Origin of the sequence: Curtobacterium sp. MCBD17_030 (genome assembly GCF_003224255.1) — a bacterium.
Classification (GTDB): Bacteria; Actinomycetota; Actinomycetes; order Actinomycetales; family Microbacteriaceae; genus Curtobacterium.
Window position 1 is genome coordinate 49,265 of the sequence record NZ_QKLI01000007.1, and the last position, 18,987, is coordinate 68,251.

Genomic DNA, 18,987 nt, shown 5'->3' on the forward strand with positions numbered 1-18,987 from the left:
CTCACTCCGACCCCTCCTCGGCTCGCTGCTGCCCTCCCGGATGGTGGAGTCCGTGGAGGAGGTCGGGGTGACACGCCAGGAGCTCCGTCAGCCTCTGCGACCGGGAACACGGCCGCCGGGCCGTGCTGGCGAGGTGGTCGATGAGCACGACCGAGCGGTACGGACTCCGGACCGGCGCTCCGGCCAGCCGCTCCACGAGGTCTGTCGGTCGCCGGTAGTGCGGCGTCGGGACGCCGAGGGGTCGACCCCAGACTCGGGCGTGGTGCGCGCAGCAGTTCCGGACGTGGGTGATGTGCTGCAGGGTCGCGCGGAAGGTGGGCTGCGGCATGCGGAACGACCGGGACACCTGCTCCTGGAGCCGGGGGACGACCGCGCCCGCGGTCCGGGACAGCGTGCCGAGGCTGAGCTCCTCGGCCAGGACGGCGAAGGGGAGGTCGTCGAGCGGACGATTGCGCAGGTCGGCGTCGTGCGACTGCGCCAACGCGTGCGCGAACCGAGCTCGCAACGTCCCGACGGGGGCTCGTGGGCGGAACGAGCGGTGCTCGAGGTGCCAGAACGCTCCGGCCGTCTCGGTTCCGGCCTCGTCGAGGCGCCCACGGAGCGCGAGCTCGATCCGCTCGATCAGGGACAGCAGGACGGCTCGCAACTCGCCGTCGAACTCCTGGAGCCGGTCGACGTCAGCATCGGACGTGGGGAGCTCGTGAGCGCGCAACGCCTGCCGGAACTGCTCGTGTCGGTGGACCGAGACGGCGAGCGGGTGGTGCGACATGTGGCTCCTGAGGACGACGGATGATCGTGATCTCGGGCAAGCCGGCAGCAACTACAGCGCAGGGAACATCATGAGCAATGAAAAGTCCCGCCGGTTTGAGGAAGCGTGAGCTCGAGCCTTGGCGGGAACGATTGATGCCAACATATCAGTGGATGGCCGTGCCGTCAACGTCGAACACGAGAGGATGAGCGCGTGAAGCGAGGCAAGCTGCGGGTGCTGCTCGGTGCGGCCCCCGGCGTGGGCAAGACCTACACGATGCTCGAAGAGGGACGCCGGATGGCCGACCACGGCCGCGACGTGGTCATCGCCGTCGTCGAGACCCACGGCCGCGCCGCCACCGCCGCACTGGTGGACGGGCTCGAGGTCGTCCCGCGCCGGACGGTCGAGCACCGCGGGGTCGCCCTCGACGACATGGACCTCGACGCCGTCCTCGCCCGACGCCCCGAGGTCGCCCTGGTCGACGAACTCGCGCACTCGAACGCCCCCGGCAGTCCGCACGAGAAACGGTGGCAGGACGTCGAGGCACTGCGGGCTGCGGGCATCGACGTCATCTCGACGGTGAACGTCCAGCACATGCAGTCCCTCGGTGACGTCGTCCGCGAGATCACCGGCACCGTGCAGCGTGAGACCGTCCCCGACGCCGTGGTCCGCGCCGCCGATCAGATCGAGGTCGTCGACCTGTCCCCGCAGGCCCTCCGCGACCGGCTGTCGGACGGGCTCGTGTACCCGGCCGCCCGGATCGACGCGGCCCTGTCGAACTACTTCCGCCTCGGCAACCTCACCGCCCTCCGCGAGATCGCCCTGCTCTGGCTCGCCGACGAGGTCGACGACGCCCTGAAGCGCTACCGCGCCGAACACGGCATCGCGAACCGGTGGGAGACCCGGGAGCGCGTCCTCGTCGCCCTGACCGGCGGCCCCGAGGGTGAGACCCTGCTCCGCCGCGGCGCCCGCATCGCCGCCCGCTCGGCCGGCGGTGAGCTCGCCGCCGTGCACGTCACCACGAACGACGGTCTCCGCGAGCGGCATCCCGGCGCCCTCGGCAAGCAGCGTGCCCTGCTCGAACAGCTCGGCGGCACCTACCACCAGGTGGTCGGCGACGACGTGCCCACCACCCTCGTCCGGTTCGCCCGCTCCGTCGACGCCACGCAGATCGTGATCGGCATCAGCCGTCGCAGCCGACTCGTCGCCGCCCTCACCGGCCCGGGCATCGGCAGCACCGTCATCCGCGAGTCCGGCGACATCGACGTGCACGTGGTCACGCACGAGCGCGCCGGCGGTGGCCTGGCCCTGCCGAAGCTCGGCGGCAGCCTGTCCCGCTCCCGGATCGTGGCCGCGTTCCTGCTCGCCCTGGTCGCCGGACCCGTCCTGACCTGGCTCCTCAGCCTCACCGACGACCCCGACTCGATCACCGTCGACGTGCTCGCCTACCAGCTGCTGGTGCTCGTCGTCGCCCTGATCGGCGGCATGCTCCCCGCCGTGTTCGCCGCCGTGCTGTCCGGCCTGAGCCTCGACTTCTTCTTCGTCCGACCCCTGCACCAGGTCACCGTCCAGCAGCCCTGGCACCTGTTCGCGCTCGTCATGTACGTCGTCAGCGCGGTGCTCGTCAGCTTCGTCGTCGACCGATCGGCCCGACGCTCCCGCACCGCACGCCGAGCCGCGGCCGAGTCCGGGCTCCTCGTCGGGATCGCCGGCAGCGTGCTCCGCGGTGACGACGCCCTCCAGGCCCTCGTCGAGCGCACCCGCGAGGCCTTCGGCTTCGCCGGCGTCCGCGTCCGCCAGGGCGACGAGGTGCCGGCCACGTCGGGGACGTTCGGGGACACGCCGGACGCGGCCACGAGCCTCCCGTCCGGTGCCGTCCTGGAGTTCGCCGGCGCACCCGACGACCCCACCCAGCGGCGGTTGCTGCGGGTCGTCGAGCAGCAGCTCGACGCCGCCCTGGAACACCGCGCGCTCACCCGCACCGCCGTCGACGCCGAGCGGATCACAGCCGTCGACCGGGTCCGGAGTGCCATCCTCGCGGCCGTCAGCCACGACGTCCGGCGACCGATCGCGGCCGCCTCCGCCGCCGTGCAGTCCCTCCGCGCGCGGGACGTCCGGCTGGGCGAGGCCGACCGGGAGGCCCTGCTCGCGACCGCCGACGAGAGCCTCCGTCAGCTGGCGGTCCTGTTGGCCGACCTGCTCGACGTCAGCCGGGTGCAGGCCGGGGTGCTGGCCGCGTCCCCGGTCCCGACGTCGCTCGACACGGTCGTCGCCCCCGCGCTCGACGAGCTCGAACTCGGCCCGGAGGACGTCGACCTCGACCTGCCCGCCGAGCTGCCGCCGGTCCTCGCCGACCCGGTGCTCCTGCAGCGCGTCGTGGTGAACCTGCTGGCGAACGCCGTCCGGTACTCACCCGACGACGAGCGGGTCCGGATCGCGGCGAGCGCCTTCGCCGGCGGCGTCGAGCTCCGGGTCGCGGACCGTGGGCCGGGCATCCCCGAGGACCGCCGCGAAGACGTGTTCCAACCGTTCCAGCGCCTCGGGGACACGGACAACGACACCGGACTCGGACTCGGCCTGGCACTCGCGCGCGGGTTCACCGAGGGCATGGGCGGCACGATCGAGGTCGATGACACCCCCGGCGGTGGCCTCACCGTCGTGGTGCGCCTGCCGATCGCGGGACACCTGGGAGTGGTGGGCAGATGAAGGTCCTGATCGCGGACGACGACGTGCAGCTGGTGCGGGCGCTCGCCGTGACGCTCGGTGCGCGCGGGTACGAGGTCGTCACCGCCCGCGACGGTCGCGCCGCCATCGACGCCGTCATCACCGAGCGGCCGGACATCGTGATGCTCGACCTCGGGATGCCGCGGCTGGACGGCATCGGGGTGCTCGAGGGCATCCGCGGGTGGTCGCAGGTCCCCGTGCTCGTGCTGTCCGGGCGGACGGAGTCCGGCGACAAGGTCGACGCCCTGGACGCCGGGGCCGACGACTACGTGACGAAGCCGTTCCAGATGGACGAGCTGTTGGCGCGACTGCGGGCGCTCGGGCGGCGGCGGGCACCGGCGGCCGGGGAGGCCACGCCGACGATCCGGATCGGCGACCTCGTGGTGGACCTCGTCGCCAAACAGGTCACCGCTCCCGACGGTCCGGCGATCCGGTTGACCCCGACCGAGTGGCGGCTGCTCGAGGTCCTGGTGACGAACCCCGATCGGCTGCTGACGCGCGAGATGCTCCTCACCGAGGTGTGGGGACCGACGCACGGCAGCGACTCCGGGTACCTGCGGCTGTACATGGCGCAGCTGCGGCGGAAGCTCGAGCCGGAGCCGTCGCGCCCGCGGTTCCTGGTGACCGAGTCGGGGATGGGCTACCGGTTCGCACCGGCCGGCTGATCCGACGCGGCGGCGCTGCTGCTGTCTTGCCGGCACCGCGTCCGCCGGTTTCGCTGGTTCCGTTCGGCCGAGCACAACCGTGTCCTGCTCGCACGGCGGCATCCCGTGGTTCGAGCGGGTTCCTGTTGGGCTGTGACACCCGACGGTCATCGTGCCGTGGCTCGACCGCCGCTCCCCGCTGTCCCGGTCGCGCCAGCGCGCCAGCGCCTCGCCGCTCAGCCGGCGTGGGCGTGCGCCGCGAGCTCCGCGCGGGTCCGGGCACCGTGCTTCCGGAGCAGGTTCGCCACGTGGTACTTCACCGTGTTCACGGAGATGCCGAGCCCGTCGGCGATCTCCCGGTTGCCGACGCCGGTCGCGACGAGCCGCAGCACGTCGAGTTCGCGGGGAGTCAGGTCGGAGTCCTCGGGTCCCGGAGCGGAGGCGACAGGCGGGTCGAGCGGCACCGTCACGTCGATCACGGACCCCCACCCGGGCGTCGAGTCCACCCGCATCTGCCCGGCGAGCGCCGCGACACGTTCGGCAATCGGTCGCATCGCGTCGTCCTGCACGTCGTGCGTCCCGGCACCGTCGTCGCGGAGCTGCATGAGCAGGTTCCGGCCGTCGCAGTCCCACTGGATGCGGACGCGGTTCGCCCGCCCCTCGTCGACCAGGGTCAGCACCGCGGTCCGGACCACGGCCCGGGCAGCGTGCGCGACGTCCCCGGGCAGCGCACGTCCGTTCGCGGGGGGTTCGACGAACTGCACGTCGAGGTCACCGAACCGGACGAGGGGTCGCAGGTCGGCACGGAGGCGCGAGAACGCCCCGGCGACGGGCTCCAGCAGGACCTCGCGCTGCCGGTCCGTCGACGTCCGCAGGTCCACGAGCGCGGCCGACGCGATCTCGACCGCCTCAGCCCGGGCCGCGGCGTCGCCGACCCGGGGCGAGCGGAGCACCGCCAGCACGGACTCCAGCGTGAGCGTGTGTCGGTCTGTCCGGTCCGCGAGGAGGCGAGCGTGCTCGGCGGGGGTGATCCGGGCCTCCCGGCCGTGCTGCGTGTCCATCCGGACGAACCTACCCGCCCTGCCCAACCGTGGACAGGGAGCCGTTCGAACGGGTGGGGCGCCCGCCGTGTCGGGTAGCGGCGTGTCCAGACGTCGACGCGCATGCTCGTTGTATGTCCCAACAGACGCTCGCCGCCGCGCTCGACCTCGTCAGTCACGAACTCGACGACCTCGTCGACGGGGTGGCCGCGGGCGACCAGGGCGCCGCAGACCGGGCGCTCGACCTGCTCGACGGTGCCGAACGCGTGTTCGTGCACGGCGCCGGACGGTCCGGGCTCGCGCTGCGGATGACCGCGATGCGGCTCATGCACCTCGGCCTCGACGTTCACGTCGTCGGCGAGGTCACGACTCCCGCGATCGAACCGGGCGACGTCCTGCTCACCGCGAGCGGTTCCGGGACCACCGGCAGCATCGTGCAGGCCGCACGGACCGCGGTGGACGTCGGCGCGACGGTCGTCGCCGTGTCGACCACGTCCTCGTCGCCGCTCGCCGAGCTGGCTGAGGTCACCCTCGTGCTGCCGGCAGCGACGAAGACCGACCGATCCGGCACCGCATCGGCCCAGTACGCCGGCAGCCTGTTCGAGCAGGGCGTCGTCCTGCTCGGCGACGCGCTGTTCCACGCGCTCTGGCAGCGCAGCGGACACTCCGCCGACGACCTCTGGCCGCGGCACGCCAACCTCGAATGACCCCTCCGGAAGGAACCACCATGCAGCTCCAGTTCGCCATCGACACCCTCTCCACCGAGACCGCCCTCGAACTCGCCGCCGCGGCAGCCCCGCACGTCGACATCCTCGAGCTCGGCACCCCGCTCGTGAAGAGCGCCGGCGTCGCTGCCATCACGGCGATGAAGGAAGCCCACCCGGACAAGATCGTGTTCGCCGACCTCAAGACCATGGACGCCGGTGAGCTCGAGGCCGACATGGCGTTCCAGGCTGGCGCTGACCTGGTCACCGTGCTCGGTGTCGCCGGGGACAGCACCATCGTCGGTGCGGTCGCTGCGGCGAAGAAGCACGGCAAGGGCATCGTCGTCGACCTGATCGGCGTCCCCGACAAGGCCGCCCGTGCCCGTGAGGTGACCGAGCTCGGCGTCGAGTTCGTCGAGGTGCACGCCGGCCTCGACGAGCAGGCCGAAGAGGGCTTCACTTTCGACACGCTCCTCGACGAGGGCAAGGCCTCGGGCGTGCCGTTCTCGATCGCCGGCGGTGTGAAGGCCGCCACGGTCGCCTCGGTCAAGGCCGCGGGTGCCCGTGTCGCCGTCGCCGGCAGCGCGATCTACAGCGCCTCGGACGTCGGCGCTGCCGCCGCCGAGATCCGCGCCGCGATCGACGCCGCGTAGTCCTCTCCGCAAGACTCAACGTGGGCGGCCCCACGCAGCGGTACTCCGCTGCGTGGGGCCGCCCGCGTTGCGTTCCGCGGGGACCGCGGCAGCGCCTCGGGAGCCGGGAGGCCCGTGGCCGGCTCAGCCCTTCGGCTGACCCGGCACCACCGTTCGGCCGATGTCGCCGTCCCACCGCGCTGCCTACCGTGGAGCCATGACTTCGGGGTGGGATGCGTGGGGGCAGGACGACGACTGGGAACGGTGGACGGCCAGGCCGCCCCGGGCCGAGCGCGGAACGGTGGAGCGGGCCGAACGCCCGTCCCGTGAGCTGGCGCACACGCTGGCCGTCGCCACGAGCGTCGGCGTCCTGCTCTGGGTCGCCGGTCTGGTCGCGGTCGTGCGACATGCCGAGGCCTGGGGCGTCCCGCTCGGCGGTGTCATGCCGGGAGCCGACAGCGGGGCGTCGCCGGACCAGTTGGACCACATCCGTGGGGTGTGGGGAATGCTGCAACTCACGACGCTGCCGGTCATGGTCGTCCTGTTCGCCTCCGCAGCGTGGTCGGCCCGCCGGCGTCGGATGCGCTGGAGCCCCGTGGTGGCCATGGTCCTCAGTGCCGCCGGCGTGCTGGTCGGGCTCGGACTCGTGGCACAGGGCATCGAGACCTGGGCGCTCAGCCGCTGACCTTGCCGCAACACGCCTCTGTCCCGTCGAGACGCCGCCGAGCGGGCGGGACGCCGCGAGATCTGGCGGCGTCTCGAGCGCAAGAGGGCGTCTCGGGCTGACCGGGGCGTCTCGCCACCCACTTCAGCGCCGGTTCAGGCCGCCCCGCCATGCTCGGACGATGCGCGTGCTGGTGGTCGACGACGAGGTGCGGCTCGCCGAGGGCATCCGCAACGGGCTGCAGGCCGAGGGGTTCGCCGTCGACGTCGCCCACGACGGGGTCGACGCGCTCTGGTACGCCCGTGAAAACCCCTACGACGCCATCGTCCTCGACCTGATGATGCCCGGCATGAGCGGCTGGAAGGTGTGCGAGGCCCTCCGCACCGAGGAGAACTGGACCCCGGTGCTCATGCTCACCGCCAAGGACGGCGAGTGGGACCAGGTCGACGCCCTCGACGCCGGTGCCGACGACTACGTGACCAAGCCGTTCTCGTTCCCGGTGCTCGTCGCGCGTCTCCGTGCGCTCGTCCGGCGGGGGTCCCGGGAACGCCCCACGGTCCTCCAGGCCGGTGACCTGCGTCTGGACCCGGCGGAGCGACGGGTGTGGCGGGGCGACGTCCTGCTCGACCTGACCAGCCGGGAGTTCACGGTCCTCGAGTACCTCATGCGCCACCCCGGCCAGGTGCTGTCGAAGCGCGACGTCATCGCCAACGTCTGGGACGACGACTTCACCGGCGACCAGAACATCGTCGAGGTCTACGTCGGTCACCTCCGCCGCACGGTCGACCGCCCGTTCGGCCGGAACGCCATCGAGACCGTCCGCGGGGCCGGGTACCGCCTCGACGTCGACGGTGGTTGAGCGCCCGCCCCGTCGCCCTCGCCGACCCGTCTCCATCCGGGCGCGGGCGACGGGAGGCGCGGCCCTCGTCGTCCTCGTCGCCCTCGTCATCGGGGCGGTCGCCTTCGTCGGCGTCCTGCGGAGCTCGCTGTCCGACGGTGTCCGGTCGTCGGCGGAGCAGACGCTCGACGGCCTCGCCACCCGGGTGGAGGCCGACGGCCCCACCGCCGTGGAGGCGGAGGACGACGACGTGCTGGCCCAACTGCAGGACGGCGACGGCCGGGTGCTGGCCCGCGCCGACGACACTCCCACCCGGCCGCTCGACACCGCCGAGCAGTCCCGCACCCGGCACGACGGCGACCGGTGGCTGCTCGTCGCCGACGACGTCGACCTGCCGGGCGGCGGGGAGGGGGTCCTGGTCGTCGGCGCTCCCCTCGAGGACGCCGACGCCGCCGTCCGGACCGTCAGCGTGCTGCTGCTCGTCGCGGTCCCGGTCGTCGTGGCACTGATGTCGCTCGTGACCTGGTTCGTCGTCGGCCGTGCGCTCCGTCCGGTCGACCGCATGCGCCGCGAGGTCGACGACGTGGAGGGCACGAACCTGCACGCCCGCGTCGACGAACCGGGGTCCGGGGACGAGGTCGACCGGCTCGCCGCGACCATGAACCGGATGCTCGGACGGCTCGAGGCGTCGCAGCAGGCGCAGCGGCAGTTCGTCTCCGACGCCTCGCACGAACTCCGCTCCCCGCTCGCGACGATCCGGCAGCACGCCGAGGTCGCCCGCGCCCACCCGGATGTCACCGGCACCGCGGACCTCGCCGACGTCGTGCTCGACGAGGGTGCCCGGCTGCAGGAGCTCGTCGAGTCGCTGCTCCTGCTCACCCGCGTCGACGAACGCGGACGCGACCGGGACCGTGCGGTGGACCTCGACGACCTCGTGTTCGCCGAGGCGTCCCGACCGCGCTCGGCGCAGGGCGCGGCCATCCGGGTCGACGTGTCCGGTGTCGCCCCCGCGCGGGTCAGCGGTGACGACCGGCTGCTCGGACGGGTGGTCCGGAACCTGGTCGACAACGCCGTCCGGCACGCCGCGGACGCGGTCGTCGTCGCTCTCCGGACCGACGGTGGTGGTGCGGTGCTCACCGTGGACGACGACGGGCACGGCGTCCCCGAGGCTGACCGGACCCGGGTGTTCGAGCGCTTCGTGCGACTCGACGAGGGCCGGGCGCGGGACGCCGGCGGATCCGGGCTGGGGCTCGCGATCGTCGACGCCGTCGTCCGCGGGCACGGCGGCAGCGTGACGGTGTCGGCGGCGCCCGGCGGGGGAGCGCGGTTCACGGTGCGGCTGCCGCTGCTGCAGGACTGAAGCGGCGACGTCCGGCTGTCCGGGCGTCGCCCCAGGTCGCTTCAGGTCTGCTTCAGTGCCCGTTGCCCAGGGTGGGCACATGCAGACCACGAAGAAGACCACCACCCGCCGCATCGCGCTCCTCACCGCACTCCCGCTCGTCGGGGCCCTGGCGCTCGCCGGCTGCTCGTCCGACGACGACGACCGCGACGCCGCACCGGCAGCCTCCGCTCCGGCAGCCGCCGCGACCGAGGGCAGCACCGGTGCCAGCGCCTCCACCTCCGGCAGCGCCGCCGGGAACGACGCCCTCATCGCCGCCGCCGGGACCGCCCGGAAGGCCGTCGGCTCCGGCACCGTGACGTCGATCGAGCAGGAGGCCGGCGGTACCTCGTGGGAGGTCCTCGTCGTCACCTCCGACGGCGACGAGCAGGAGGTCCACGTGGACGCCGACGGCCAGCGCACCACCGCGGGCCCGACGAAGGAGACCTCGGACGCCGAGGACGTCACGGAGAACGAGCGGTTCGTCGGTGCCGCCGACCTCTCGGTCGCGCAGGCCGCCTCGACCTTGACGAAGACCGTCTCCGGCACCGTCACCGAGCTCGGCCTGGACGACCACGCGGGCGCGGTCGTCTGGGAGGGCGACGTCCTCGGCGGTTCCGGCAGGACGCACAGCGTCCGCATCGACGCCGGCAGCGGCAAGGTCGTCACGAACACGGTCGACACCGACGACTGACCCCGCCGGCGCGAGCCGGGCCCGCGACCTGCACCGATGCGTCGGACGGGGTGCGATGCGGTCGGGCGAGCGGCGTGGTGGACGTGGGGCGTGCCTCCAGAGCGGTCGGGAGGCCCGCCCCACCACCGTCAGCGGGCCGACGTCTCCGAGTCGGTGCGTTCCCGACCCCGCGTGGCACGGGCGATGAAGTACAGGACCACGCCGACCGCGAGCAGCACCGCCGCGTACAGCCAGACCTGCCCGCTCTGCTGGGTGAGCAGCAGGATGCAGGACGCGACGCCGAGCACGGGCACGAACGTCCACACCCGGAAGTGCTCGTGCTCGACCCGGTCCTTGCGGAGGACCAGGACCGCGATGTTCGTGCTGATGAACACGAAGAGCAGCAGCAGGACGACCGTCTCGGCGAGCGTGCCCACGTCGCCGACCAGGGTCAGGAGCATCGCGACCACGGTCGTCGCGATGATCGCCGTCCACGGGGTCTTCCGGTTCGGCAGGACCTTGCCGAGCAGGCGCGGCAGCAGGCGCTGCTCGGCCATGCCGTAGGTGACGCGACTCGCCATGATCATCGTGAGCAGGGCGCCGTTCGCGACGGCGACCAGGGCGATGATGCTGAACACCCACTCGGGGATCGGGACGCCGGTCGCGGCGACGACCGCCAGGAGCGGGCCGCTCGAGTCGGACAGCTCCGACGCGGGCAGCGCGATCGAACTGGCCAGCGCGACGAGCACGTACACGACCCCGGCGGTGGCGAGGGAGCCGAACAGGGCTCGCGGGTACACCTTGCGGGGTTCGCGGACCTCTTCGGCGACGTTCGCCGACGTCTCGAAGCCGACGAACGAGTAGTAGGCGACGATCGCGGCGCTGAGGGTCGCGAGCGCTGGGTTCGCCTCCGCGGGGAACGCGCCGACACGCGAGACGTCACCACCACCGCCGCCCATCATCACGGCGACCGTGACGATGACGATGACCAGACCGGAGAGCTCGATGATCGTCATCACGACGTTGCTCCGCAGCGAGTCCGAGATGCCGCGGGCGTTGAGGCAGGCGACGAGCGCCAGGAACACGATCGCGGCCGGCACCGGCGGGACGTCGATGAACGTCCCGAGGTAGTCACCGGCGAAGGCGAGCGACAGACCCGCGGCGCTGGTGACACCCGCGGCGAGCATCGAGAACCCGACCAGGAACGACACCAGCGGCACCTTGTACGCGCGCTCCGCGAACACCGCGGCACCACCGGCCTTCGGGTACTTCGTGACGAGCTCGGCGTACGAGCCGGCGGTCAGCAGCGCCAGCAGCAGGGCGAGCACCAGCGGCGCCCAGAGCGCACCACCGACGTCTTTGGACAGGGTGCCCATGAGCGCGTAGATGCCCGCGCCGAGCACGTCGCCGAGGATGAACAGGAACAGCAGGGGACCGGTGATCGCCTGCTTGAGCTTCGATCCGGTCCCGTCCTGCGCCGGCGCTGAGGTGTCAGTGGTCATGTCGCGAGCGTCCCGGGGCCCGGCTGGACGCGGGTCCAGGTCCGCGCTCCCCGGACGTGCGCGGCACGCTCCCCACCTGGAACCCGGCGCGGCGGAGCGGTCCTAGAGTTGACCCCGCAGCAACCGTGATCGACACCGCTCCCCTGGAAGGTCTGCCCATGACGTCGTCGGACCGGCGAACCCCTGCACCGCTCGCTGACCAGCGGGCGCTCCTCTTCGACCTGGACGGCGTCCTCACGCCCACGGCCGAGGTGCACATGCGAGCGTGGAGCCGCCTCTTCACGCCCTACCTCGACCACCACGGGGTGGCGCCGTACACCGAGCAGGACTACTTCGCGTACGTCGACGGCAAGCCCCGGTACGACGGAGTCCGCTCGCTCCTGCAGGCCCGCGGCATCGACCTCCCCGAGGGCACCCCGGACGACGACCCGACGCTCGACACGGTCTGTGGGCTCGGCAACCGGAAGAACGCGGAGTTCACCGCCGAGCTGCAGGAGCACGGTGTGGCGCCCTACCCCGGCTCGGTGCGGTTCCTCACCGCGGCGATCGACGCCGGGTACGAGGTCGCCGTCGTGTCCAGCTCCGCGAACGCGAAGCAGGTGCTCCGGACCGCGGGCATCATCGACCGCTTCGACGTCATCGTCGACGGTGCTGTCGCCCGCGCGGACGGCCTCGCCGGCAAGCCCGCGCCCGACACCTACCTGGATGCTGCGACGCGCTTCGGCCTGACCGCCGCGCAGTGCGTCGTCGTCGAGGACGCCACCAGCGGGGTCGAAGCCGGCCGCAACGGGGCGTTCGGCCTCGTGATCGGGGTCGACCGCGGCGCCGGTGCCGACTCCCTCCGCGAGCACGGCGCGGACGTCGTCGTGACGGACCTCGCCGACCTGCTCCCCGACCTGCCTCCCGTCGACCCCCGGAAGACCGCATGAACCCCATCACCTCCGACCCCCTCGACCGCGTCCGGTACCCGGTCGACGAGTGGGCGCTGATCGAGACCGAGTACGCGGACGAGCAGGGCGTCGACGAGACGAACTTCGCGGTCGGCAACGGGTACCTCGGCCTCCGCGGCAACTTCGACGAGGGCCGCGGCGGCGTGCAGTACGGCACGTACATCAACGGCTTCCACGAGACCTGGCCGATCCGGCACGCCGAGACCGCGTTCGGGTTCGCGAAGACCGGGCAGACGATCATCAACGTCCCGGACGCCAAGGTCATCCGCCTGTACGTCGACGACGAGCCGCTCGTCCTGTCCGAGGCGGACATCCTGCGGCACACGCGTCGGCTCGACTTCCGCGGGGGCTACCTGCTGCGTGAGACGGAGTGGTCGACGCCGTCCGGCAAGCGGGTGCTCATCCGCTCCCGGCGCCTGGTGTCCTTCGTCGAACGGCACCTCGCCGTCATCGACTACGAGGTCACCATGCTCGACCACGACGCCTCCGTCCTGCTGTCGAGCCAGGTGCTCAACCGCCAGGACGTCGCCGACGAGTACCACGCCGGCATGAAGGCGGCCGCGGCGGCGTTCGACCCGCGCAAGGCCGAGTCCTTCACCGACCGTGTGCTGCAGCCGCGGCTCAAGCGGAACGCGGGCTCGCGCTCCCTGCTCGGCTACCAGGCCACCAGCTCCGGCATGACGATCTGCGTCGGCGTCGAGCACCGTCTGGAGACCGAGAACAGCTGGGACGAGACCTCGAGCATCGAGGACGACCTGGCCAAGCACGTCTACCGGGTCCAGGCGAAGGCCGGGCAGCCGATCCGTCTGGTCAAGAGCGTCGTCTACCACACGTCCCGCGGCGTCCCGGCGCGTGAACTCGCCGACCGCTGCGACCGCACCCTCGACCGCGCGAAGTACGAGAGCGTGGAGCAGGTCTTCGGGGACCAGCGCAAGTGGCTCGACGACTACTGGGCGCGCAGCGACGTCGAGATCGCCGGTCAGCCCGAGATCCAACAGGCCGTCCGGTGGAACCTGTTCCAGCTCGCGCAGGCCACCGCCCGGACCGACGGCCACGGCATCGCGGCGAAGGGCGTCACCGGCTCCGGCTACGGCGGCCACTACTTCTGGGACATGGAGATCTACGTCCTGCCGTTCCTGTCGTACACGGCGCCGATCGTCGCCCGGAACGCGCTCCGCTTCCGCTACAACATGCTCGACGCCGCCCGGTCCCGGGCCCGCGAGCTGAACCAGCGCGGAGCCCTGTTCCCGTGGCGCACGATCAACGGCGAGGAGTCCAGCGCGTACTACGCCGCCGGCACCGCGCAGTACCACATCGACGCGGACATCGCCCATGCGCTCATGCAGTACGTGCGGGCCTCCGGCGACACCGACTTCCTGAAGCGTGGCGCGATCGACATCCTCGTCGAGACCGCGCGGCTGTGGGAGGACCTGGGGTTCTGGCGCTCGAACGGCGACCAGAAGTTCCACATCGACGGCGTCACCGGGCCGGACGAGTACACGACCGTCGTCGACGACAACATGTACACGAACGTGATGGCGCGGGCGAACCTCTGGTTCGCCGTCAACGCCTGTCGGCAGCTGGCCGTCGACGACCCGGACGAGTACGCCCGCATGGTCCGTCGCACCGGGCTCGACCCGGACGAGGTCGTGAACTGGGAGCGCGCCGCCGAGTCGATGGAGATCCCCTTCGACCCGCACCGTGGCATCCACCCGCAGGACGCCCAGTTCCTCGACAAGGAACTGTGGGACCTCGAGCGCACGCCGGAGTCGAAGCGTCCGCTGCTGCTGCACTACCACCCGCTGGTCATCTACCGGTTCCAGGTGCTCAAGCAGGCGGACGTCGTGCTCGCCCTGTTCCTGCAGGGCCACGAGTTCACGCCCGCCGAGAAACGCCGCGACTTCGATTACTACGACGCCCTGACCACCGGCGACTCCACGCTGTCCGCGGTCGTGCAGTCGATCATGGCGGCCGAGGTGGGCTACCACGAGCTCGCCGGTCAGTACTTCCAGACCGCGCTCTACGTCGACCTCGCCGACCTGCACGGCAACACCACGGACGGCGTGCACATCGCGTCCACGGGTGGCATCTGGGGTGCGCTCGTCAACGGCTTCGGCGGCATGCGCGACCACGGCGGACGGTTGACCTTCAACCCGCGCCTGCCGACCGACTGGGACCGCCTGACGTACCGCATCACGGTCAACGGCTCGCGGGTACGGGTCGACCTCGAGCAGGAGGCGCTCACCTTCACGGTCGAGACCGGCGCCGGCCTCGACGCGTGGGTCCACAACCAGCAGGTCGAGGTGCGTCCCGGCGAACCGACCGTCGTGCCGCTGCCACACCAGGGACCGCGGATGGCCGGCCACGCGCCGACCACCAGTGACATCCAGGGGACGCTCCGTGCCGACGGCTCGGTGATCACCGCCTCCATCCCGACGATCTCGCTCGAACGCGACATGGAGGACGAGGACACCACGGCCTGACCCGGCCAGGAGGCCCGTCCTCCGTCCGCCCCGGTGCCCGCCCCGCCTGGACCACCGTCCAGGGCGCGGCGGGCACCGTGGTCTCCCGTGTCCTCCGGGCCGACGGCGTCCCTCCACGGGGACCACCGACGCGGGAGGAAACACCATGGGCAAGCGGTTCGAGGGCAAGGTCGCGATCGTCACGGGCGCGGGGTCCGGCATCGGTGAGGCCACCGCGCGTGCGTTCGTCGCGGAGGGCGCCGGCGTCGTCCTGGTCGACAGCGTCGAGGAGAAGGTCCGCGACGTCGCCGACTCGCTGCCGACCGCCCAGGCGCTGTGGCTGCAGGCCGACGTCGCCGACCCCGACGCGTGGCAGACCGTCGTCGACGCGGCGATCGACCGCTGGGACCGGTTGGACGTGCTCGTGAACAACGCCGGCACGTTCACCTCGGGCGACATCACCGACATCTCACCGGACGAGTGGCGCCGGGTGGTCGAGACCGACCTGTCGAGCGTGTTCTACGGCACCCGGGTCGCGCTGCCGTTCCTGCGGGAGACGAAGGGCTCGATCGTGAACACCTCGTCGGTGTCCGGCGAGGCCGCGGACTGGCGGATGAGTCCCTACAACGCGGCGAAGGGCGGCGTCTCGAACTTCACGAAGGCTGCTGCCCTGGACAACGGCGGGTTCGGTGTCCGGGTGAACGCCGTCGCACCCGGCCTGATCTGGACGGACCTGACGCAGTCGCAGGCGGAGGACGAGGAGCTCAAGCGGGAGTTCTCGGAGCGCATCGCCCTCGGCCGCGGGGGCCGTTCGGAGGAGGTCGCGGCGGCGGTGCTCTTCCTGGCCAGCGACGAGGCGTCGTTCATCACCGGGGCGATCCTGCCGGTCGACGGCGGCACGATGGCGAGCAACGGGCAGCCGGCGCAGGCCTGACGTCGGCGCTGGCTGCTCCGGTCAGAGGAGCTTGCGGAGCGTGTTCGTGTTGCGGGCTGTCGTCGTGCGCTTGAAGCGGCCGGCACCGGCGCGCTTCGCGAAGGGGGTCGTCGTGCTCGACCCCTTCGGGCACGACCAGTAGACGACGCCGTCGCCCCGGGCGACCTGCTCGATCGCCGGGTCGTGGTCGAGCCCGGCGAGCAGGTCGTCGAGTGCGACGGGCTCGGAGGCGAACAGGACGTAGTCATGGCGGTCGGCCGTCGACGCGAAGGGGAACCCCGCGACGAGGTCGGCCAGGGAGTCGTGGCGGACGAGCACGATCCAGGCGTCGTACCCGAAGCGGTCGCGGAGTGCCTGCTCGATCGAGGACCGCAGCACCGCGGGATCGACCGGGTCGGCGGTGGTGAATACGACGTTGCCCGAAGCGAGGACCGTCCGGACGTCCGTGTACCCGAGGCCACGGAACAGCTCAGCGAGGTCGGCGCTCCGGATCGTGATGCCGTTCACGTTGACCCCGCGCAGCAGGGCGATCCAGTTCGTCATGTCGTGACCGTAGCGCGCGTCGGTGACCGGGTCCACGCGGGTCGTGGCCGCGTCCGCGCTGCTCACGTCCAGGTCCGGGCGACGGTCCAGCCGCCACCCTCTGGCACGATGTCGACCACCAGGGTCTCCCCGTCCTCCGCGGTGGCCTGGAAGCGCCAACCGGCCGTGCGCTCCGGCGCGTGGGTGATGGCGGTGGGCAGGTCGGCCGGGGTCGTGGTCAGCCGTGTCGGGACGTCGGAGACCCGCCAGCGTCGCCCGAGCCAGACCAGTCGGACGGGCGCGCCGCCGGTCCACCACACGGTGACAGCGGTGTCGACGATCATCATCAGGGCCTCCTCGTTCGAACGTGTGTTCGAATGCTAGGTCGACCGTCCGACACCTGCAAGCGGCCCGGCGCGCCGTGTTCGTCCGCCGGAGTACGGCGGGACAGTCGAGGGCCGGTCGTGTAGACGGGCATCATGACGAACGACGACACCCAGGGTCCCGACGCCGCACACCAGGTCCCGGAGGGGGTCTCCGAAGCGACGGTGGAGGCCCTCGGTAGCCTCTCTGCAGCGATCGAGGTCATCGAGCACGCTCGCGGCCTGCTCTACGGGTTCCACCGGCTGACCGGCACCGCCGACCTGAACATCGGCGAGGCGGTGGAGCAGCTGCGGAAGGCCGGGCACACCGAACTCGCGGAGCGCATCGACACCGAGCTCGTCGGCCGCAACGTCATCGCCGGGCGGTGGACGTTCCAGATCGTCGAGGACTACGACGACGGCTACTACGCGACCGCGAAGGAGCTCGAGCGGACCGCGCGCGAGCAGCTCGTCGGCGGCAAGCGCCACCTGTTCGAGGCGGGCATGAAGGAGGACCGGCGCACGCCGGCCCAGCCCCACCACGAGGCGACGCCGGCCGACCTGCCGGACTGATCCTGGCCTCCCGTCCGTCCCCTCCGCGGAACGCAACGTGGGCGGTTGCTCGCCACGGGATACCGTTGCGAGCAACCGCCCACGTTGCGTTCAGCGGGGCGGGTCAGCCGACGCCGAGCAAGGCCTCCAGCGGACCGCGTGCGAAGTAGAGCAGGAAGCCGGCGGCGACGACGTAGAGCAGCCACGAGACCTGTCGGCCCTTGCCGGACAGCGCCTTGATGAGCACCCAGCTGATGAAGCCGGCGCCGATGCCGTTCGCGATCGAGTACGTCAGCGGCATCACGACGATGGTCAGGAACGCCGGCAGTGCCGACCCAAAGTCGGTCCAGTCGATGTCGGCGACCTGCGCCACCATGAGCGCACCGACGACGACGAGCCCGGCGGCAGCGACCTCGAGCGGGACGACCTGCGTCAGCGGGGTCAGGAACATCGACGCCAGGAACAGCAGACCGGTGACGACCGAGGCCATGCCGGTCCGGGCGCCCTCACCGATGCCGGCGGCGGAGTCGATGAACACGGTGTTCGACGACACCGAGGCGCCACCACCGGCGATCGCCCCGGCACCCTCGACGACGAGCGCCGCACGGAGACGGGGGAACGTGCCGTCCTTCTCCGCGACCCCGGCTGCCTTCGCCAGGCCGGTCATCGTGCCCATGGCGTCGAAGAAGTTCGTGAAGACCAGCGTGAAGACGAGCATCGACGCGGCGAGCGGACCGATCCGGGCGAAGGCGCCGAAGTCGAACTGACCGACCAAGGACAGGTCGGGCAGGGCGAACAGCGCGCTCGGCAGGCCGGGAGCGTTGAGGTTCCAGCCGGTCTTCGAGTCGACCGAGGTCGGCACGTGGAACACGGCCTGCAGGATGACCGCGATGACCGTCGTCGCGATGATGCCGATGAGCAGTGCGCCCTTGACCCGGCGGGCCATGAGCGTGCCGATGATGACGAGGCCGATCAGGAACACGATCGTCGGCAGGGCGCCGACGGAACCGTCCTCGCCGAGCTGCAGCGGTGGCGACGCGAGCCCGGAGGACCGCACGAAGCCGGAGTCGACGAGCCCGATGAACGCGATGAACAGGCCGATGCCGACCGTTATCGCGGCCTTGAGTTGCGCGGGCACCGCCGTGAAGATCATCGTCCGGATGCCGGTCAACGCCAGGATCACGATGATCACGCCGTTGATGACGACGAGGCCCATCGCCTCGGCCCACGTCACCTGGTGTACGACGCTGACGGCGAGGAACGAGTTGATCCCGAGGCCCGCCGCGATGCCGAACGGCAGGTTCGCGACGAGGCCCATCGCGATGGTCATCAGCCCGGCGACGAGGCCGGTGGCCGCGGCCACCTGAGCGTTCTCGAGCCACCCGCCGCTGACGTCCTTGGCGGCCTGGTCGGCGCTGAACCCGCCGAGGATGAGCGGGTTGAGGATGACGATGTAGGCCATCGTCACGAAGGAGACGAGACCACCACGGATCTCGCGGGGGATGGTCGATCCGCGCTTCGTGACCGAGAAGAAGCGGTCGAGGCCGGATGCGACGCGGTTCCGGGGCGGGCTGGATGTCTGCGGGGCGCTCACCGGGGGAGTTTAAAGGAACCTGGGACCGCGGGCACGTCGGGGCGGCAGGGTAGCCGTCCTGGAG

Annotated in this window: 18 protein-coding genes; 12 read left to right on the forward strand and 6 right to left on the reverse strand. The window is 71.7% G+C overall.

Features of this window, described 5'->3' with window-relative positions; translation table 11 throughout:
• Position 1 precedes the first annotated feature (1 nt).
• The gene (locus DEI89_RS08625) at positions 2-769 is read right to left on the reverse strand and encodes an Abi family protein (protein WP_110903637.1); all 768 of its coding nucleotides are present in this window, start codon (positions 767-769) and stop codon (positions 2-4) included.
• A 192-nt stretch (positions 770-961) separates the two neighbouring features.
• Here DEI89_RS08625 and DEI89_RS08630 point away from each other — a divergent pair, with 192 nt between their 5' ends.
• Both DEI89_RS08630 and DEI89_RS08635 read left to right on the forward strand, forming a co-directional pair.
• The gene (locus DEI89_RS08630) at positions 962-3,454 is read left to right on the forward strand and encodes an ATP-binding protein (RefSeq protein WP_110903638.1); all 2,493 of its coding nucleotides are present in this window, start codon (positions 962-964) and stop codon (positions 3,452-3,454) included.
• A complete protein-coding gene (locus DEI89_RS08635; RefSeq protein ID WP_110903639.1) occupies positions 3,451-4,137 on the forward strand; it encodes a response regulator in 687 nt (228 codons plus the stop codon). Before DEI89_RS08630 ends, DEI89_RS08635 begins: the two co-directional genes overlap by 4 nt.
• Before the next feature lie 215 nt (positions 4,138-4,352).
• On the opposite strand, the gene DEI89_RS08640 is transcribed toward DEI89_RS08635, so the two are convergent.
• Positions 4,353-5,177, reverse strand: coding sequence for a LuxR C-terminal-related transcriptional regulator (locus DEI89_RS08640; protein ID WP_110903640.1), 825 nt, complete (start codon positions 5,175-5,177; stop codon positions 4,353-4,355).
• Positions 5,178-5,290: 113 nt separating this feature from the next.
• Between DEI89_RS08640 and hxlB the strand changes: the two genes are divergently transcribed.
• The 6 genes from hxlB (at position 5,291) to DEI89_RS08670 (ending at position 10,066) form a co-directional block, all read left to right on the forward strand.
• Positions 5,291-5,863: a 6-phospho-3-hexuloisomerase gene (hxlB, locus tag DEI89_RS08645; protein ID WP_110903641.1), complete on the forward strand. Its 573-nt coding sequence runs from the start codon at positions 5,291-5,293 to the stop codon at positions 5,861-5,863.
• 20 nt (positions 5,864-5,883) lie between these two features.
• The gene (gene hxlA / locus DEI89_RS08650; RefSeq protein WP_110903642.1) at positions 5,884-6,513 is read left to right on the forward strand and encodes a 3-hexulose-6-phosphate synthase; all 630 of its coding nucleotides are present in this window, start codon (positions 5,884-5,886) and stop codon (positions 6,511-6,513) included.
• A 196-nt stretch (positions 6,514-6,709) separates the two neighbouring features.
• Positions 6,710-7,177 (forward strand): hypothetical protein, encoded by a 468-nt coding sequence (locus DEI89_RS08655; RefSeq protein WP_146236721.1) that lies wholly within the window; start codon positions 6,710-6,712, stop codon positions 7,175-7,177.
• Between the two features lie 160 nt (positions 7,178-7,337).
• On the forward strand, positions 7,338-8,015 hold the full coding sequence (locus tag DEI89_RS08660; RefSeq protein ID WP_110903644.1) for a response regulator transcription factor: 678 nt from the start codon (positions 7,338-7,340) through the stop codon (positions 8,013-8,015).
• Positions 8,008-9,354 (forward strand): HAMP domain-containing sensor histidine kinase, encoded by a 1,347-nt coding sequence (locus DEI89_RS08665; RefSeq protein ID WP_258366179.1) that lies wholly within the window; start codon positions 8,008-8,010, stop codon positions 9,352-9,354. Before DEI89_RS08660 ends, DEI89_RS08665 begins: the two co-directional genes overlap by 8 nt.
• A 79-nt stretch (positions 9,355-9,433) precedes the next feature.
• Positions 9,434-10,066 carry a PepSY domain-containing protein gene (locus DEI89_RS08670; RefSeq protein ID WP_110903645.1) on the forward strand — a complete coding sequence of 211 codons (633 nt, stop codon included), beginning with the start codon at positions 9,434-9,436 and terminating at the stop codon, positions 10,064-10,066.
• 128 nt (positions 10,067-10,194) lie between these two features.
• Here DEI89_RS08670 and DEI89_RS08675 read toward each other — a convergent pair whose 3' ends face one another.
• Positions 10,195-11,547, reverse strand: coding sequence for an APC family permease (locus DEI89_RS08675; RefSeq protein WP_110903646.1), 1,353 nt, complete (start codon positions 11,545-11,547; stop codon positions 10,195-10,197).
• A 158-nt stretch (positions 11,548-11,705) separates the two neighbouring features.
• Between DEI89_RS08675 and DEI89_RS08680 the strand changes: the two genes are divergently transcribed.
• The 3 genes from DEI89_RS08680 (at position 11,706) to DEI89_RS08690 (ending at position 15,893) form a co-directional block, all read left to right on the forward strand.
• Positions 11,706-12,476: an HAD family phosphatase gene (locus DEI89_RS08680; RefSeq protein WP_110903647.1), complete on the forward strand. Its 771-nt coding sequence runs from the start codon at positions 11,706-11,708 to the stop codon at positions 12,474-12,476.
• Complete coding sequence (locus DEI89_RS08685) at positions 12,473-14,980, forward strand: glycoside hydrolase family 65 protein (RefSeq protein WP_110903648.1); 2,508 nt, start codon at positions 12,473-12,475, stop codon at positions 14,978-14,980. The genes DEI89_RS08680 and DEI89_RS08685 overlap by 4 nt, the downstream gene beginning before the upstream one ends.
• 145 nt (positions 14,981-15,125) lie before the next feature.
• Positions 15,126-15,893 carry an SDR family NAD(P)-dependent oxidoreductase gene (locus DEI89_RS08690; RefSeq protein WP_110903649.1) on the forward strand — a complete coding sequence of 256 codons (768 nt, stop codon included), beginning with the start codon at positions 15,126-15,128 and terminating at the stop codon, positions 15,891-15,893.
• 21 nt (positions 15,894-15,914) lie between these two features.
• Here the strand turns inward: DEI89_RS08690 and DEI89_RS08695 are convergent, their stop codons facing one another.
• On the reverse strand, positions 15,915-16,436 hold the full coding sequence (locus DEI89_RS08695) for a DUF1697 domain-containing protein (protein ID WP_110903706.1): 522 nt from the start codon (positions 16,434-16,436) through the stop codon (positions 15,915-15,917).
• 62 nt (positions 16,437-16,498) lie between these two features.
• Positions 16,499-16,762, reverse strand: coding sequence for a hypothetical protein (locus DEI89_RS08700; protein ID WP_110903650.1), 264 nt, complete (start codon positions 16,760-16,762; stop codon positions 16,499-16,501).
• Positions 16,763-16,894: 132 nt separating this feature from the next.
• On the opposite strand from DEI89_RS08700, the gene DEI89_RS08705 reads away from it, so the two are divergent.
• The gene (locus DEI89_RS08705; protein WP_110903651.1) at positions 16,895-17,350 is read left to right on the forward strand and encodes a hypothetical protein; all 456 of its coding nucleotides are present in this window, start codon (positions 16,895-16,897) and stop codon (positions 17,348-17,350) included.
• Positions 17,351-17,453: 103 nt separating this feature from the next.
• On the opposite strand, the gene DEI89_RS08710 is transcribed toward DEI89_RS08705, so the two are convergent.
• Positions 17,454-18,923 (reverse strand): NCS2 family permease, encoded by a 1,470-nt coding sequence (locus DEI89_RS08710; protein WP_110903652.1) that lies wholly within the window; start codon positions 18,921-18,923, stop codon positions 17,454-17,456.
• Positions 18,924-18,987: the final 64 nt, after the last annotated feature.

Excerpts from the sequence above, each read along its gene's own strand:
- DEI89_RS08700 (WP_110903650.1), bottom strand. The coding sequence starts at position 16,762 with ATGATGATCGTCGACACCGCTGTCACCGTGTGGTGGACCGGCGGCGCG.
- DEI89_RS08655 (WP_146236721.1), top strand. The coding sequence starts at position 6,710 with ATGACTTCGGGGTGGGATGCGTGGGGGCAGGACGACGACTGGGAACGG.
- DEI89_RS08690 (WP_110903649.1), top strand. The coding sequence starts at position 15,126 with ATGGGCAAGCGGTTCGAGGGCAAGGTCGCGATCGTCACGGGCGCGGGG.
- DEI89_RS08675 (WP_110903646.1), bottom strand. The coding sequence starts at position 11,547 with ATGACCACTGACACCTCAGCGCCGGCGCAGGACGGGACCGGATCGAAG.
- DEI89_RS08705 (WP_110903651.1), top strand. The coding sequence starts at position 16,895 with ATGACGAACGACGACACCCAGGGTCCCGACGCCGCACACCAGGTCCCG.
- DEI89_RS08670 (WP_110903645.1), top strand. The coding sequence starts at position 9,434 with ATGCAGACCACGAAGAAGACCACCACCCGCCGCATCGCGCTCCTCACC.
- DEI89_RS08635 (WP_110903639.1), top strand. The coding sequence starts at position 3,451 with ATGAAGGTCCTGATCGCGGACGACGACGTGCAGCTGGTGCGGGCGCTC.
- DEI89_RS08625 (WP_110903637.1), bottom strand. The coding sequence starts at position 769 with ATGTCGCACCACCCGCTCGCCGTCTCGGTCCACCGACACGAGCAGTTC.
- hxlA (WP_110903642.1), top strand. The coding sequence starts at position 5,884 with ATGCAGCTCCAGTTCGCCATCGACACCCTCTCCACCGAGACCGCCCTC.
- DEI89_RS08640 (WP_110903640.1), bottom strand. The coding sequence starts at position 5,177 with ATGGACACGCAGCACGGCCGGGAGGCCCGGATCACCCCCGCCGAGCAC.
- hxlB (WP_110903641.1), top strand. The coding sequence starts at position 5,291 with ATGTCCCAACAGACGCTCGCCGCCGCGCTCGACCTCGTCAGTCACGAA.
- DEI89_RS08695 (WP_110903706.1), bottom strand. The coding sequence starts at position 16,436 with ATGACGAACTGGATCGCCCTGCTGCGCGGGGTCAACGTGAACGGCATC.
- DEI89_RS08660 (WP_110903644.1), top strand. The coding sequence starts at position 7,338 with ATGCGCGTGCTGGTGGTCGACGACGAGGTGCGGCTCGCCGAGGGCATC.
- DEI89_RS08680 (WP_110903647.1), top strand. The coding sequence starts at position 11,706 with ATGACGTCGTCGGACCGGCGAACCCCTGCACCGCTCGCTGACCAGCGG.
- DEI89_RS08685 (WP_110903648.1), top strand. The coding sequence starts at position 12,473 with ATGAACCCCATCACCTCCGACCCCCTCGACCGCGTCCGGTACCCGGTC.